The sequence below is a fragment of the Corynebacterium occultum genome (assembly GCF_009734425.1).
In the GTDB taxonomy this organism is placed as follows: Bacteria; Actinomycetota; Actinomycetes; order Mycobacteriales; family Mycobacteriaceae; genus Corynebacterium; species Corynebacterium occultum.
In genome coordinates this window covers 1666296-1681111 of record NZ_CP046455.1, presented here as the reverse complement: position 1 = coordinate 1681111, position 14816 = coordinate 1666296, and the positions used below count along the sequence as shown (strand labels likewise).

12 protein-coding genes are annotated in these 14816 nt (G+C 64.1%); all 12 read left to right on the top strand.

Annotated elements, in window-relative coordinates; translation table 11 throughout:
• Window positions 1–133 precede the first annotated feature (133 nt).
• The 12 genes from pyrR (at window position 134) to COCCU_RS07785 (ending at window position 14808) form a co-directional block, all read left to right on the top strand.
• A complete protein-coding gene (pyrR, locus tag COCCU_RS07840) occupies window positions 134–715 on the top strand; it encodes a bifunctional pyr operon transcriptional regulator/uracil phosphoribosyltransferase PyrR (protein ID WP_156230998.1) in 582 nt (193 codons plus the stop codon).
• A complete protein-coding gene (locus tag COCCU_RS07835) occupies window positions 716–1657 on the top strand; it encodes an aspartate carbamoyltransferase catalytic subunit (protein ID WP_156230997.1) in 942 nt (313 codons plus the stop codon).
• Between the two features lie 32 nt (window positions 1658–1689).
• Complete coding sequence (locus tag COCCU_RS07830) at window positions 1690–3051, top strand: dihydroorotase (protein WP_156230996.1); 1362 nt, start codon at window positions 1690–1692, stop codon at window positions 3049–3051.
• Window positions 3052–3121: 70 nt separating this feature from the next.
• Window positions 3122–4270, top strand: coding sequence for a glutamine-hydrolyzing carbamoyl-phosphate synthase small subunit (gene carA, locus COCCU_RS07825; RefSeq protein ID WP_156230995.1), 1149 nt, complete (start codon window positions 3122–3124; stop codon window positions 4268–4270).
• Window positions 4271–4276: 6 nt separating this feature from the next.
• Window positions 4277–7624 carry a carbamoyl-phosphate synthase large subunit gene (gene carB / locus COCCU_RS07820; RefSeq protein WP_156230994.1) on the top strand — a complete coding sequence of 1116 codons (3348 nt, stop codon included), beginning with the start codon at window positions 4277–4279 and terminating at the stop codon, window positions 7622–7624.
• The gene (gene pyrF / locus COCCU_RS07815; protein ID WP_156230993.1) at window positions 7624–8472 is read left to right on the top strand and encodes an orotidine-5'-phosphate decarboxylase; all 849 of its coding nucleotides are present in this window, start codon (window positions 7624–7626) and stop codon (window positions 8470–8472) included. Before carB ends, pyrF begins: the two co-directional genes overlap by 1 nt.
• Before the next feature lie 209 nt (window positions 8473–8681).
• Window positions 8682–9005 (top strand): integration host factor, actinobacterial type, encoded by a 324-nt coding sequence (gene mihF, locus COCCU_RS07810; RefSeq protein WP_156230992.1) that lies wholly within the window; start codon window positions 8682–8684, stop codon window positions 9003–9005.
• Window positions 9006–9010: 5 nt separating this feature from the next.
• The gene (gene gmk / locus COCCU_RS07805; protein ID WP_156230991.1) at window positions 9011–9583 is read left to right on the top strand and encodes a guanylate kinase; all 573 of its coding nucleotides are present in this window, start codon (window positions 9011–9013) and stop codon (window positions 9581–9583) included.
• Between the two features lie 85 nt (window positions 9584–9668).
• On the top strand, window positions 9669–9950 hold the full coding sequence (rpoZ, locus tag COCCU_RS07800; RefSeq protein ID WP_156230990.1) for a DNA-directed RNA polymerase subunit omega: 282 nt from the start codon (window positions 9669–9671) through the stop codon (window positions 9948–9950).
• Window positions 9951–10143: 193 nt separating this feature from the next.
• Window positions 10144–11430, top strand: a complete 1287-nt coding sequence (gene coaBC, locus COCCU_RS07795) for a bifunctional phosphopantothenoylcysteine decarboxylase/phosphopantothenate--cysteine ligase CoaBC (RefSeq protein WP_231598701.1) — start codon at window positions 10144–10146, stop codon at window positions 11428–11430.
• Between the two features lie 130 nt (window positions 11431–11560).
• Window positions 11561–12775 carry a methionine adenosyltransferase gene (gene metK, locus COCCU_RS07790; protein WP_156230989.1) on the top strand — a complete coding sequence of 405 codons (1215 nt, stop codon included), beginning with the start codon at window positions 11561–11563 and terminating at the stop codon, window positions 12773–12775.
• An 11-nt stretch (window positions 12776–12786) separates the two neighbouring features.
• A complete protein-coding gene (locus COCCU_RS07785; protein WP_156230988.1) occupies window positions 12787–14808 on the top strand; it encodes a primosomal protein N' in 2022 nt (673 codons plus the stop codon).
• Window positions 14809–14816: the final 8 nt, after the last annotated feature.

Here is a 14816-nt window from a genome sequence, read left to right as displayed (position 1 = left end):
CCTCTGGTGGCGTTGATGGGGTGGAGTGGCAGGAGTTCATGTTAGAATTCGACTGTCTCAAGCATAGACAAATGTTTCGATCCATTCAGACATCCTTTAAGGACCGCCCAGAGAGGCGGGGAAGGAGGTCACGATGAGCGAATACGACGTTTCCGAAGACACCATCGAGCTACTGAGCTCGGATGAAGTCCGGCGTACCGTCGCGCGCATCGCGCACCAGATCATTGAACAGACGGCCCTCGACTCCGAGGATGCCCCGACCGTACTCTTGCTGGGTATCCCCTCCGGCGGTGTCCCCCTGGCCAAGCGCCTGGCGGAGAACATCGAGGAGTTCACCGGCATCAAGGTTCCCACCGGCGCACTGGATGTCACCCTCTACCGTGACGATCTGCGGAATAAGCCGCACCGTGCGCTGCAACCCACCAGCATCCCCTCCGGCGGCATCGATGATGCCGTGGTGATCCTGGTTGATGATGTTCTCTTCACCGGACGCACCGTCCGCGCCGCCTTCGACGCGCTCGGCGATCTGGGTAGCTACCACAGCATTCAGCTTGCGGTCCTGGTGGACCGTGGCCACCGTCAGCTGCCGATCCGCGCCAACTATGTGGGCAAGAACCTGCCGACCTCCCGCAATGAGAAGGTCGACGTAATGCTCTCCGAGATTGACGGCCGTGATGGTGTCCTGTTGACCCGACCCCAGCGCGAGGCACAATAGATGAAGCATCTTCTTTCCATCTCTGACCTGGACAAGGAAGAGATCATTGCACTGATGGATGAGGCGGACCGCTTCCGGGAGGCTCTGGAGGGTCGGGAGATCAAGAAGCTCCCCACTCTGCGGGGCCGCACCATCTTCACCATGTTCTATGAGAACTCCACCCGCACCCGCGCCTCCTTCGAGACCGCCGGCAAGTGGATGAGCGCCGATGTCATCAACATCTCCGCCTCCTCCTCTTCGGTGTCCAAGGGTGAGTCCCTCAAGGACACCGGTGCCACCCTGGCCGCCATCGGCGCAGACGCCATCATCGTCCGCCACCCTGCCTCGGGTGCCGCCCAGCAGCTCGCCGGCTGGCTCGCCCCCGGTGGAATCGGCCCCAGCATCATCAACGCCGGTGACGGTTCCCATCAGCACCCCACCCAGGCGCTTCTCGACGCCGTGACCATACGGCAGCGCCTCGGTGAGCTTGAGGGCCGCAAGGTCGTCATCGTCGGGGACTGTCTCCACTCCCGGGTGGTGCGCTCCAATGTGGATCTGCTCTCCGCCCTGGGTGCCGAGGTTGTCCTGGTTGCCCCGCCGACCCTGCTGCCTGCCGGTGTGGACACCTGGCCGGTGCGCACCACCATGAACTTCGACGCCGAGATCAAGGACGCCGATGTCGTGATGATGCTGCGCGTGCAGGCGGAACGCATGCACGGCGGTTTCTTCCCCTCGCACCGCGAATACGCCAATTACTTCGGGTTGTCCCAGGCACGTTCCGCAGCCATGAAGAAAGGTGCGATCGTGATGCACCCCGGTCCGATGCTGCGTGGCATGGAAATCAACTACGCCGTCGCGGATGCTCCGCACACCGCGATGCTCCAGCAGGTCTCCAATGGTGTGCACCTGCGGATGGCGGTGCTGTTCACCCTCCTCGCCGGTTCCGATCAGCCAGGCTTCTAGTACGGCGTTGCCGGAGAAAGAATAGAGAAACAATGTCAGAAAAGATTCAGGAAGCGGATTTTCCGGCCACCGGCCCGCTGGCCGCACCCCCTGCAGGGACGCTGCTGCTGAGCAATGTGCGCCCCTATGGAGAGGGTGATCCGATCAACGTCCTCATCGAAGACGGTGTGATCACCGACCTGGACGCCGCCGCGGACACCCCGGCCGATGAGCAGGTTGAGGGCAATGAGGGAGTGCTGCTGCCGGGTCTGGTGGACATGCATGTCCACCTGCGTGAGCCGGGCCGGGAGGACACCGAGACCATCGCCACCGGTTCCGCCGCCGCCGCCAAGGGTGGTTTCACAGCGGTTTTCACCATGGCCAACACCAGCCCCGTGATGGATCAGCCGGTTATCGCCGAGGGCGTGTGGCTCAAGGGTCAGAACAGCAACCTCTGCGATATTCACCCCGTCGGTTCCATCACCAAGGCCCTGGCGGGCAAGGAGCTCACCGAGTTCGGCATGATGGCGTCCTCCGAGGCGAAGGTCCGCATGTTCTCCGATGACGGCAAATGTGTCGCGGATCCGCTGCTGATGCGCCGTGCCATCGAGTACGCCCGTGGCATGGATGTGCTGCTGGCCCAGCATTGCGAGGAGCCCCGTCTGACCGAGGGGGCTGTCGCCCATGAGGGTGAGATGGCCGCCAAGCTGGGGCTGCGGGGCTGGCCCCGTGCCGCCGAGGAATCCATCGTGGCCCGGGATGCCCTGCTGGCCCGGGACTACGGCAACCGCATCCACATCTGTCACGCCTCTACCGAGGGAACCGTGGAGCTGCTCAAGTGGGCCAAGGGGCAGGGCATCCCGATGTCCGCAGAGGTCACCCCGCATCATCTCATCCTCACCGATGAGCGCCTGGCCACCTATGACGGTGTCAACCGCGTCAACCCGCCGCTGCGCGAGGAGCGCGACACCCTGGCCCTGCGTCAGGCACTGTTGGACGGGACGATCGACGTGGTCGCCACCGACCATGCCCCGCACGGTTCCGAGGACAAATGCGTGGAGTTCGAGCACGCCAAGCCAGGCATGCTCGGGCTGGAGACCTCCCTGGCCATCATCGCGGACACCTTCGTCAAGAGCGGCCTCGCCGACTGGCGCTGGGTGGCCAAGGTGATGAGTGAGCGCCCTGCCGAGATCACCCGGTTGCCGGGCCACGGTCGGCCGCTCGCGGTGGGGGAGCCCGCTAACCTCTGTGTGGTGGACCCGGGCCAGACCTGGACCGCCCACGGCGCGGAGATGGCCTCCAAGGCAGAGAACACCCCCTTTGAGGGCATGGAGTTCAGCGCGAAGGTCAGCACCACCATCCTCCGGGGCCGAGTGACCTGCCATGAGGGTGTCCCCGCCCCTTCCGCGGCCTAGTCGCATAAAATACGAATAACTGAAACATATACAATTGACCGAGAATTACCTCCAGTCGAAAGGTGACGCCTTGACGTCTACTACTGACCTTGCCCTGCTGGTCCTCGCTGACGGCCGCGTTTTCCGCGGTCGCGGTTTCGGAGCCACCGGCACCACCCTGGGAGAAGCAGTCTTCACCACCGGCATGTCCGGTTATCAGGAGACCATGACGGACCCCTCCTTCCACCGTCAGCTGATCACCATGACCGCCCCCCAGATCGGCAACACCGGTTGGAACCATGAGGACAATGAGAACCGGGAAGGCAAGATCTGGGCAGCCGGCCTGATCATCCGCGACCTGGCCGCCCGCGTCTCCAACTTCCGCGCCACCCACTCCCTGCCGGAGGAGATGGAGAAGCAGGGAATCATCGGCATCCGCGGCATCGACACCCGAGCCCTGACCCGCCACCTGCGCGACCACGGTTCCATCGCTGCCGGCATCTTCTCCGGTGCCGATGCCCAGCGCGATGTCGAAGAGCTCATCGCCGAGGTCAAGGCCCAGCCCTCCATGGCCGGTGCCGACCTGGCCGCCGAGGTCACCACCCAGGAGAACTACACCCTGGAGCCGGAAGGTGAGGTCAAGTTCACCGTCGTGGCCTATGACATGGGTATCAAGTCCGCCACCCCGAATGAACTGGTCAAGCGCGGCATCCGCACCATCGTGGTGTCCGCCAACACCCCCTTCGCCGAGATCCAGCAGCACAACCCGGACGGCGTGTTCATCTCCAACGGCCCCGGTGACCCGGCCACCGCCGACGGCATGGTCAACATCGTGCGCGAGATTCTCGCCGCCAAGCTCCCCCTCTTCGGTATCTGCTTCGGTAACCAGATCCTGGGCCGTGCCCTGGGCATGGAAACCTACAAGATGAAGTTCGGCCACCGCGGCATCAATGTCCCGGTTCTCAACCACCTCAACGGCAGGATCGACATCACCTCCCAGAACCACGGTTTCGCCCTGAAGGGGGAGGCAGGCAAGACCTTCGAGACGGACTTCGGTCCCGCCAAGGTCACCCACACCTGTCTCAACGACGACACCGTCGAGGGTGTCGCCCTGGAGAACGGCCTGGCCTTCTCGGTGCAGTACCACCCGGAGTCCGCGGCCGGCCCGCACGACGCCAACCCGCTCTTCGACCAGTTCCTTGAGCTCATGTCCGCCCAGCAGACCACCCAGGAGGGTTAAACAAAAATGCCCAAGCGCAACGACATCAAGCACGTCCTGGTCATCGGTTCCGGCCCGATCGTCATCGGTCAGGCCTGTGAGTTCGACTACTCCGGCACCCAGGCCTGCCGCGTGCTCAAGGAGGAGGGCCTGCGGGTCACCCTCATCAACTCCAACCCGGCGACCATCATGACCGACCCGGAATTCGCCGATCACACCTACGTCGAGCCGATCGAGCCGGAGTACATCGACAAGATCTTCACCAAGGAAACCGAGCAGGGCCACCCCATCGACGCGGTGCTGGCCACCCTGGGCGGTCAGACCGCCCTGAACGCCGCAATCCAGCTGGACCGTGCCGGGATCCTCGAGAAGCACGGTGTTGAGCTGATCGGCGCCGACATCGAGGCCATCGAGCGTGGTGAGGACCGCCAGAAGTTCAAGGACATCGTCGCCACGATCGGTGGGGAGTCCGCCCGTTCACGGGTCTGCCACAACATGGAGGAGGTGCACGAAACCGTCGCCGAGCTCGGCCTGCCGGTTGTCGTCCGTCCCTCCTTCACCATGGGTGGCCTGGGCTCCGGCCTGGCCTACAACAACGAGGACCTCGAGCGCATCGCCGGTGGCGGCCTGGCCGCCTCCCCGGAAGCCAATGTCCTGATCGAGGAGTCCATCCTCGGCTGGAAGGAATTCGAGCTCGAACTCATGCGTGACTCCGACGACAACGTCGTGGTCATCTGCTCCATCGAGAATGTCGACGCCCTGGGTGTCCACACCGGTGACTCCGTCACCGTGGCACCTTCCATGACCCTGACGGATGTCGAGTTCCAGAAGATGCGAGACCAGGGCATCGCCATCATCCGTGAGGTCGGGGTGGACACCGGTGGCTGTAACATCCAGTTCGCCATCAACCCCGCTGACGGTCGCCTGATCACCATCGAGATGAACCCCCGCGTCTCACGTTCCTCCGCCCTGGCCTCCAAGGCCACCGGCTTCCCGATCGCGAAACTGGCCGCGAAGCTGGCCATCGGCTACACCCTCGACGAGGTCAAGAACGACATCACCGGCACCACCCCGGCCGCCTTCGAACCGACCCTGGACTATGTCGTGGTCAAGGCTCCGCGCTTCGCCTTCGAGAAATTCGTCGGGGCAGATGACACCCTGACCACCACCATGAAGTCGGTGGGTGAGGCCATGTCCCTGGGCCGCAACTACACCTCCGCCCTGAACAAGGTCATGCGCTCCCTGGAGACCAAGGCCGCCGGTTTCTGGACCCTCTCCGATGAGGCCATCGCCGGCGAGCGTGCAGGCGATGTCCAGGCCATCCTGGAGGATCTCAAGCGCCCCACCGAGGGCCGCATGTACGATGCTGAACTCGCACTGCGTCTGGGTGCCAGCATCGAGGAGGTCCACGAGGCCTCCGGCATCGACCCCTGGTTCCTGGCTGAGCTGCAGACCCTGGTCGACTTCCGCCAGACTCTGATCGATGCCCCCACCCTGAATGAGGATCTGCTGCGCGAGGCCAAGTTCTACGGCCTCTCTGACGCCCAGATCGCCGCCCTGCGCCCCGAGCTCGCCGGTGAAGATGGCGTGCGTCGCCTGCGCTGGTCCCTGGGCATCCGCCCGGTATTCAAGACCGTGGACACCTGTGCCGCCGAGTTCGAGGCACAGACCCCGTACCACTACTCGGCTTATGAGATGGACCCCGCCGCCGAGTCGGAGGTCGCCCCGCAGACGGAGCGCGAGAAGGTCATCATCCTCGGTTCCGGCCCGAACCGCATCGGCCAGGGCATCGAGTTTGACTACTCCTGTGTCCACGCCGCTCTGGAGCTCTCCCGCGTCGGCTATGAGACCGTCATGGTCAACTGCAACCCGGAGACCGTCTCCACCGACTACGACACCGCGGACCGCCTCTACTTCGAGCCGCTGACCTTCGAGGATGTCATGGAGGTCTACCACGCGGAGTGCGAGTCCGGCACCGTTGCCGGCATGATCGTCCAGCTCGGTGGCCAGACCCCGCTGGGTCTGGCCCAGAAGCTCGAGGACGCCGGTGTCCCGATCGTCGGCACCTCCCCGAAGTCCATCGACCTGGCTGAGGACCGTGGCGAGTTCGGCGGCGTGCTGGAGCGCGCCGAGCTGCCCGCCCCGGCTTTCGGCACCGCCACCTCCTTCGCGGAGGCCAAGGCCGTCGCCGGCAACATCGGCTACCCGGTTCTGGTCCGCCCCTCCTATGTCCTGGGTGGACGTGGCATGGAGATCGTCTACGACGAGGAATCCCTGCACGACTACATCGACCGCGCCACCGAGCTCAACACCGCTCACCCCGTGCTGGTGGACCGTTTCCTGGACTCCGCCATCGAAATCGACGTCGATGCCCTCTGTGATGGTGAGAATGTCTATCTCGCCGGCGTCATGGAACACATCGAGGAGGCCGGTATTCACTCCGGTGACTCCGCCTGCGCACTGCCCCCGATGACCCTGGGTGACGAGGACATCGAAAAGGTTCGTACCGCCACCATCAAGCTGGCGCACGGTATCGGTGTCAAGGGCCTGATGAACGTCCAGTTCGCTCTCAAGGACGATATCCTCTACGTCATCGAGGCCAACCCGCGTGCCTCGCGCACCGTGCCCTTCGTTTCCAAGGCCACCGGCGTGCAGCTGGCGAAGGCGGCTTCCCGCATCGCCCTGGGTGCCACCATTCCGGAGCTGCAGGCTGAAGGTATGATCCCGACCTCCTATGACGGTGGCTCGCTGCCCCTGGACGCGCCGATCGCGGTTAAGGAAGCAGTGCTGCCCTTCAACCGGTTCCGTCGTCCGGACGGCAGCATGCTCGACTCGCTGCTCTCCCCGGAGATGAAGTCCACCGGTGAGGTCATGGGCCTGGCCGATAACTTCGGTGCCGCCTACGCCAAGGCCGAGGCCGGCGCCTTCGGTGCGCTGCCGACCGAGGGCACCATCTTCGTCTCGGTGGCCAACCGCGACAAGCGCAACGTCATCCTGCCGATCCAGCAGCTGGCGGCCCGTGGCTTCCGCATTCTGGCCACCGCCGGCACCGCCACCATGCTCAAGCGCAATGGCATCGAGTGCGAGACCGTCCTCAAGCAGAATGAGGTCAAGGCCGGCGCCGAGGGTACCTCCGTGGTGGACCTGATCAAGGCAGGCGAGATTGACCTGATCCTGAACACCCCGGCTGGTTCCGCTGGCGCCCGCCACGATGGTTATGACATCCGTGGTGCCGCAGTCTCCAAGGGTGTCCCGCTGGTGACCACCGTTCAGGGCATCACCGCTGCGGTCCAGGGCATCGAGGCCCTGCGTAAGGGCGAGCTGACCGTCCGTGCGCTGCAGGAGCTGGAGCACACCGTGGTGGGGCAGCAGTAGTGTCAGCGGCACCGCAGACCTTCGGTGACCGCCTCCGTGAGGTGGCGGTGGAGCGCGGTCGACTCTGTGTCGGCATCGATCCTCACGCCGCCCTGCTCCGGGCCTGGGGCCTGGCTGATGACATCGAGGGCCTGGCTGAGTTCAGCCGTCGTTGTGTGGCCGCTTTCGCGGACACCGCTGCCCTGGTCAAGCCTCAGGTCGCCTTCTATGAGCGCTTCGGTTCCCGCGGTTTCGCGGTGCTGGAGGAGACCATCGCCACGTTGCGCGAGGCCGGCTGTCTGGTGGTCGCCGATGCCAAGCGTGGTGACATCGGCTCCACCATGGCCGGTTATGCCGAGGCTTGGCTGGGAGATGACTCCCCGCTGCTTTCCGACGCCGTGACTGTCTCGCCCTACCTCGGGGTCGGGGCGTTGGCGCCGGTACTGGAGTTGGCTGAGGAGACCGGTCGGGGAGTGTTCCTGCTGGCAGCAACCTCCAACCCGGAGGCTGTGGAACTGCAGTCCATCACTGATGGGCAGGGACGTAAGATCTCCCAGCGCATCGTCGATGAGGTTGCGGAGCGCAATGCCGCACACCGTGCGGCTGGCCGGGCAGGCAACCTCGGTGTCGTGGTTGGCGCGACCCTGGCGGCACCGCCGCAGCTCTCGGAGCTCAACGGCCCGGTGCTGATGCCTGGTGTCGGGGCGCAGGGCGCGGGGGCGGAGGATGTCTCCCGGATTGCCGCCGGAGTGGAGGATCTGACCTTTCCGAACATTTCCCGGGCCATCCTGAAGACCGGTCCGGAAATTGCGGAACTGCGGAATTCGCTGGTTGAGGCAGCCGCTGAATTCCCGGGTTTCCCCAGGTGAGCGACCTCGCTGACTGACCTGGTGTTTTGTGAATTGCACTTCGTTGACGTGCTGAAACGCTGATGAAATGCGGGCTCTCAGAGCACCTAGTGCTAGACTGGCAGAAAATCTTCGGGGCGACTCCAGATGTGTCTATCTGGATTCGTCCTGGGGAAATCTGGTACTCATGTACCGGAAGAACATTCCATTAATCTGAATCGGAGGAACCCGTGGCCCTTCCACAGTTGACTGATGAGCAGCGCAAGCAAGCCCTTGCCAAGGCTGCTGAGGCCCGTAAGGCTCGTGCTGAGCTGAAGGAGAACCTCAAGCGAGGCGACACCAACCTCAAGGCCGTCCTGGAAAAGGCTCAGACCGATGAGATCATCGGTAAGACCAAGGTTTCCGCACTGCTTGAGGCCCTGCCGAAGGTCGGTAAGGTCAAGGCCAAGGAGATCATGGAGGAGCTCGAGATCGCCCAGACCCGTCGTCTGCGTGGCCTCGGTGACCGCCAGCGTCGCGCTCTGCTTGAGCGTTTCGGTTTCTCCGAGGACTAAATCAGATGACCGACGATAACCCCGAGGGAACCCTGGTCGTTCTGGCCGGGCCCTCGGCAGTGGGCAAATCCACGGTGGTTAATCGTCTTCGCAGTGATGTCGAGCGGCTATATTTCAGCGTCTCGATGACCACCCGGGCCCCGCGGCCCGGAGAGGTGGATGGGCGAGACTACTTCTATGTCTCCGCCGAGGAGTTCCAGGCCAATATCGATCGTGGTGAGATGCTCGAATGGGCAGAGATCCATGGTGGGTTGCAGCGTTCCGGAACTCCAGCCGCCCCGGTGAAGCAGGCCCTCGCTGAAGGTCGACCTGTTCTGGTTGAGGTCGACCTGGAGGGTGCGCGCAATGTGGCGCGTATGCTCCCGAGTGCGAAAACCGTGTTCCTGGCACCCCCGGACTGGGATACGCTCGTTGAGCGTCTCACCGGCCGTGGCACCGAACCGGAGGAGGTCATCCAGCGTCGTCTGGAGACCGCCCGTGCAGAGCTGGCTGCGAAAGACGAGTTTGATCATGTCGTCATCAACGATGACGTGAATGAGGCTGTCAAGGCCATCAGTGCTATTCTGCAGGGCAGATAAGCACCACCGGCCGTGGTGAGGCAGCACCCTTTAGGGGATGCTGCCACCCAAGTATTTTCCGCAATCCCCAGTGAAAGGGTGCTACGTGAGCAACGTGAGCAATGAGACCCAGGCTGTGTTCGATCCGCCGATCGGTATTACCTCTCCGCCGATCGACTCGCTCCTGGAAAAGGTCTCCTCCAAGTACGCCCTGGCGATCTTCGCAGCTAAGCGCGCGCGTCAGATCAACAGCTACTACCAGCAGGCAGATGAAGGCGTGTTCGAGTTCATCGGACCGCTGGTCACCCCGGAACCCGGGGAGAAGCCGCTGTCGATCGCGCTCCGCGAGATCGATGCAGGTCTCCTCGATCACGAGGAAGGCCAGTAGCTTTTAAAAGCTGAGCGGTGTCCGCACCGCTCTGGCACCGGACCCCGGTTTTTCCTGTCCATCCCCTCAAGGGGATGGTGGGGGAGAACCGGGGTTTTCTCCTTCCTGGGCTCCCCGCATGCCGGATGATGAGAGGGCTTCTCGGTAGGCTTGCGGGCGGGGAAAGACCCCGGAACTTATCCGCGCAGGTGAGGTGCACAATAAAGTGAAGCAGCAGCCCGAGGAACTCGGCCGGAAGATTGTGGTCGGAGTGGCCGGCGGCATCGCCGCATATAAGGCGTGCCATCTGGTCCGTGATCTCAAGGAATACGGGGATGATGTCCGGGTGGTGCCCACGGACAGTGCCCTGAGATTCGTCGGGGCCGCAACCTTTGAGGCCCTGTCCGGCAATCCGGTTTCCACCACTGTCTTTGATGCGGTGGAGGAGGTGCAGCATGTTCGGGTCGGTCAGGAGGCGGAGGCCATTGTGGTGGCTCCGGCCACCGCGGACTTCATGGCCCGGGTGGCTGCGGGTAGGGCGGATGATCTGTTGACGGCGACCCTGCTGGTGGCCACCTGTCCGGTGATCCTGGTTCCGGCGATGCACACCGAGATGTGGTGGAACCCGGCCACCCGCGCGAATGTTTCCCTGCTGCGGGAGCGTGGCATCATCGTCATGGAACCGGCCCATGGCCGGCTGACAGGCAAGGACACCGGCCCGGGGCGTCTGCCGGAGCCGGAGCAGATCGCGGAGCTGGTGCGCACTGTGCTGGATGGGCAGGTCCCGAAGTATGACTGGGTGGGCAAGAAGGTGCTGATCACGGCCGGTGGTACCCAGGAAAATATTGACCCGGTCCGTTACGTGGGTAACCGCTCCTCCGGCCGGCAGGGTTATGCCCTGGCTGAGGTGGCGGTGCAGCGTGGTGCCGAGGTGACGCTGATCGTCGGGAATGTCGACGAGCTCCCGACACCCCCCGGGGCGAGGGTCCTGCCGGTGGTGTCCACCGCGGAGATGGCCGCGGCCGTCGCGAAGCATGCCCCGGTGCAGGATCTGGTGATCATGGCGGCAGCGGTGGCCGATTTCCGCCCGGATACCCAGGCCACCGCCAAGATGAAGAAGGGTCGGAACGAGGATTCCCTGCAGACCCTGAGCATGGTGGAGAACCCGGATATTCTGCGCACCCTGGTGCAGGACCGGTCAGCGGGGAAAATTCCGGCCTCGACGGTGATTGTCGGTTTCGCCGCGGAAACCGGTGATCCGGAGCATTCTGCCCTGGAGCTGGCGACCCAGAAGCTGGGGCGCAAGGGTTGTGATCTGCTGATGTGCAATGAGGTGGGCGCTGATAAGGTGTTCGGGCAGAAGCGGAACCGTGGTTGGCTGCTGGCACGTTCGGAGGATCCGGCATCTCCCCAGGTCACCGAGATTGAAGATGGTTCTAAGCAGGTGGTGGCGGCACAGATCCTGGCGGCGGTCGATGAGCTGAGGATTGGGCAGGAGTAACCTTGGGGGCTTCCGTAGCTAGCTTCGGCTGGCCTGAGCAGTATGCCTCCTCGTTGCTAATCTAGACCGCTTGGTCTAACCTGTTCAGGTATCCAAATTAGGTTGATTGACCCATGTTAGGAATGATTTCGTGGTAAATACCGCAGTGCGCCTGTTCACCAGTGAGTCCGTGACCGAGGGCCACCCCGACAAGATCTGCGACGCCATCTCCGACACCGTTCTCGATGCGATTCTGGCGAAGGACCCCCACGCTCGCGTGGCGGTCGAAACTCTGGTGACCACCGGTCAGGTGCACGTCGTCGGTGAGGTCCGCACCTCTGCCTACGTCGAGATCCCCGCGCTGGTCCGCGAGAAGCTCACCGAGATCGGTTTCACCTCCTCCGAGGTCGGTTTCGACGGCAGCACCTGTGGCGTGAACATTGCGATCGGGGAGCAGTCCCCGGAGATCGGCCATGGTGTGGACAACTCCCACGAGGTTCGTTCCGGCGATGAATTCGAGGATGATGACCGGGCGGGTGCCGGCGATCAGGGCCTGATGTTCGGTTATGCCTCCCAGGAGACTCCGGAGTACATGCCGCTGCCGATTGCTCTGGCGCACCGCCTGGCGCACCGCCTGACCCAGGTCCGCAAGGAGGGCATCGTCCCCAACCTGCGTCCGGACGGCAAGACGCAGGTCACCTTCGCCTATGAAGGCGACACCCCTTCCCATCTGGACACCGTGGTCATCTCCACCCAGCATGATCCGGAGGTCACCCAGGACTGGTTGGCCGAGCAGCTGCGCGAGCATGTCCTGGAGTGGGTGATCAAGGAAGCTGACCTGGAGAAGTACTACACCGAAGACCTGACCCTGCTGGTCAACCCTTCTGGTTCCTTCATTCTCGGCGGCCCGATGGGTGATGCCGGTCTGACCGGCCGCAAGATCATCGTCGACACCTACGGCGGCATGGCCCGCCACGGCGGTGGTGCCTTCTCCGGCAAGGATCCGAGCAAGGTGGACCGTTCCGCCGCCTACGCCATGCGTTGGGTGGCCAAGAACATCGTCGCCGCCGGTCTGGCGGAGCGTGCTGAGGTGCAGGTCGCCTACGCCATTGGTCGGGCCAAGCCGGTGGGCCTCTACGTGGAGACCTTTGGCACGGCCCAGGAGGGGCTGGACGATGAGAAGATCCAGGCTGCCGTGCGGGAGGTCTTTGACCTGCGTCCCACTGCGATCATCCGCGAATTGGATCTGCTGCGCCCCATCTACGCCGCCACCGCCGCCTACGGCCACTTCGGGCGTACCGATGTGGACCTGCCCTGGGAGCGCACTGATCGCACCGATCAGCTGCGCCAGGCTGCGGGTCTGTAAACTAAGCTCTCATGGCTTCACCCCGCGTCCCCGCTTCCACGAAGTCGGTGGCGCGGGTTCTTCCACTTCTGGGCCTGGCCCACCTCGACCGGCTCTTCGACTACCGCATCGACTCCGAACAGGACTCCGAGGTTCAGCCCGGTGTCCGGGTCCGGGTCCGCTTCGGCGGTCGGCTTGTCGACGCTCTGGTCATCGACCGCACCCATGACACCGAGCATGAAGGCCGCTTGATGTGGCTGGAGCGGGTGATCTCACCTGTGGTGGTTTTCCCGGAACAGACCCGCAACCTGGTGGAGGCCCTGGCCCAGCGTTATGGCGGGGTCCGTTCCGACATCATCCGTTCCGCGATTCCTTCCCGCCATGCCCAGGCGGAGAACTCCGATGTCAGCACCAGTTGGGAGGAGCTGGGGGAGTACTCCGAACCCGATCTCTCCGCCTGGGCGGTGTACCACCACGGACAGTCCTTCGTGGAGGCGGTCCTGGGGGGCGTCACCGCGCGGGCTGCCTGGCAGATCGCCCCCGGTGGGGACTGGGCCACCGCCATTGCGGCACTGGCTGCCAAGGTCGTCATCGACGGGGGTGGTGCCCTGGTGGTGGTCCCGGATCAGCGGGATGTTGATCAGCTGGAAGAGGCGCTGCGTGAGATTCTGGCGGCCAAACAGATCACGGTGCTTAACTCCGGACTCGGCCCTCAGGCCCGCTACCGGCGTTATCTCTCGGTGCTCTCCGGGCAGGGGCGCCTGGTGATCGGCACCCGCAGTGCCGCTTTCGCCCCGGTGCACAATCTTCGCCTGGCGATCCTGCTCAATGACGGTGATGAGAACCTGGTGGACCCCCGGTCCCCTTATCCGCATGCCCGGGAAGTGTTGACCACCCGCTCGGTGCAGGAGGGCTGTTCCCTGATCCTGGCCGGGCATTCCCGCACCGCCGAAACCCAGCTGCTGGTCGAATCCGGTTGGGCCCATGATCTGGTCGCCCCGCGTGATACGCTGCGCGCCCGGATGCCCTGGATCCGGGCGGTGGGGGAGACCGACTTCGAACTCGAACGCGATCCCCTGGCACGTTCCGCCCGCATCCCCAAGATCGCCTTCGATGCCCTGCGCAACGCCCTGGGGCGCAAAGACCCGGTGCTGATTCAGGTACCCCGCAAGGGTTATGTACCCACCCTGGCCTGCGGCACCTGCCGCACCCCGGCGCGCTGCCGACACTGCAACGGCCCGCTCGGACTGCCCTCTGGGGAGGGGTTGGCTTCCATGCCGACCTGTCGTTGGTGCGGTCGGCCGGATTCTCGCTACCGCTGTGGGGAGTGTGGTTCCACGAAGCTGCGGGCGGTGGTGTTGGGTGCGCAACGTACCGCGGAGGAACTGGGCAGGGCCTTTCCCGGGGTGAAGGTCAACACCTCGGGTGGTAATCGAGTTCTGGACACCCTGGAGCACGGCCCGAGGTTGGTGATCGCCACGCCCGGGGCGGAGCCCCGCATTCTGGGCGGTACTTATGGTGCGGCGCTGTTGTTGGATACCTGGGCGCTGTTGGGCAGGCAGGATCTGCGTGCCACGGAGGAGACCCTGGGTAAATGGGCGGCGGTGGCCACCCATGTGAAGTCCCGTTCCCTGGGTGGGGAGGTGATTGTGGTGGCTGATCCTGGTCTGGCGGTGGTGCAGCATCTGATCCGTTGGGACATGGTGGGTGCCGCGGCCGCGGAGCTGGCGCAGCGCCGGGAGGTGGCTTTCCCACCCTCGGTGCATATGGCTGCTGTGGACGGTGCCATGGTCGCCCTGGACCATTTCATGGAGCTGGTGGATCTGCCGGAGAACTCTGAGGTGCTGGGTCCGGTGGATCTGCCGCCTGGGGTGAGTTTGCCGGGGGAATATGACGAGAGAAAGTATGGGCCCCCGCAGCGACTGCTGATCCGTACCCCCTTGGGGCCGCGCTCTGAACTGGGTCGGGCGTTGCGCTCAGCGATGGTGGCGCGTGCCGCCCGTAAGGATGATCTGCCGTTGCGGATTCAGGTGGACCCGATCCATATCGGCTAGCGCTGGGT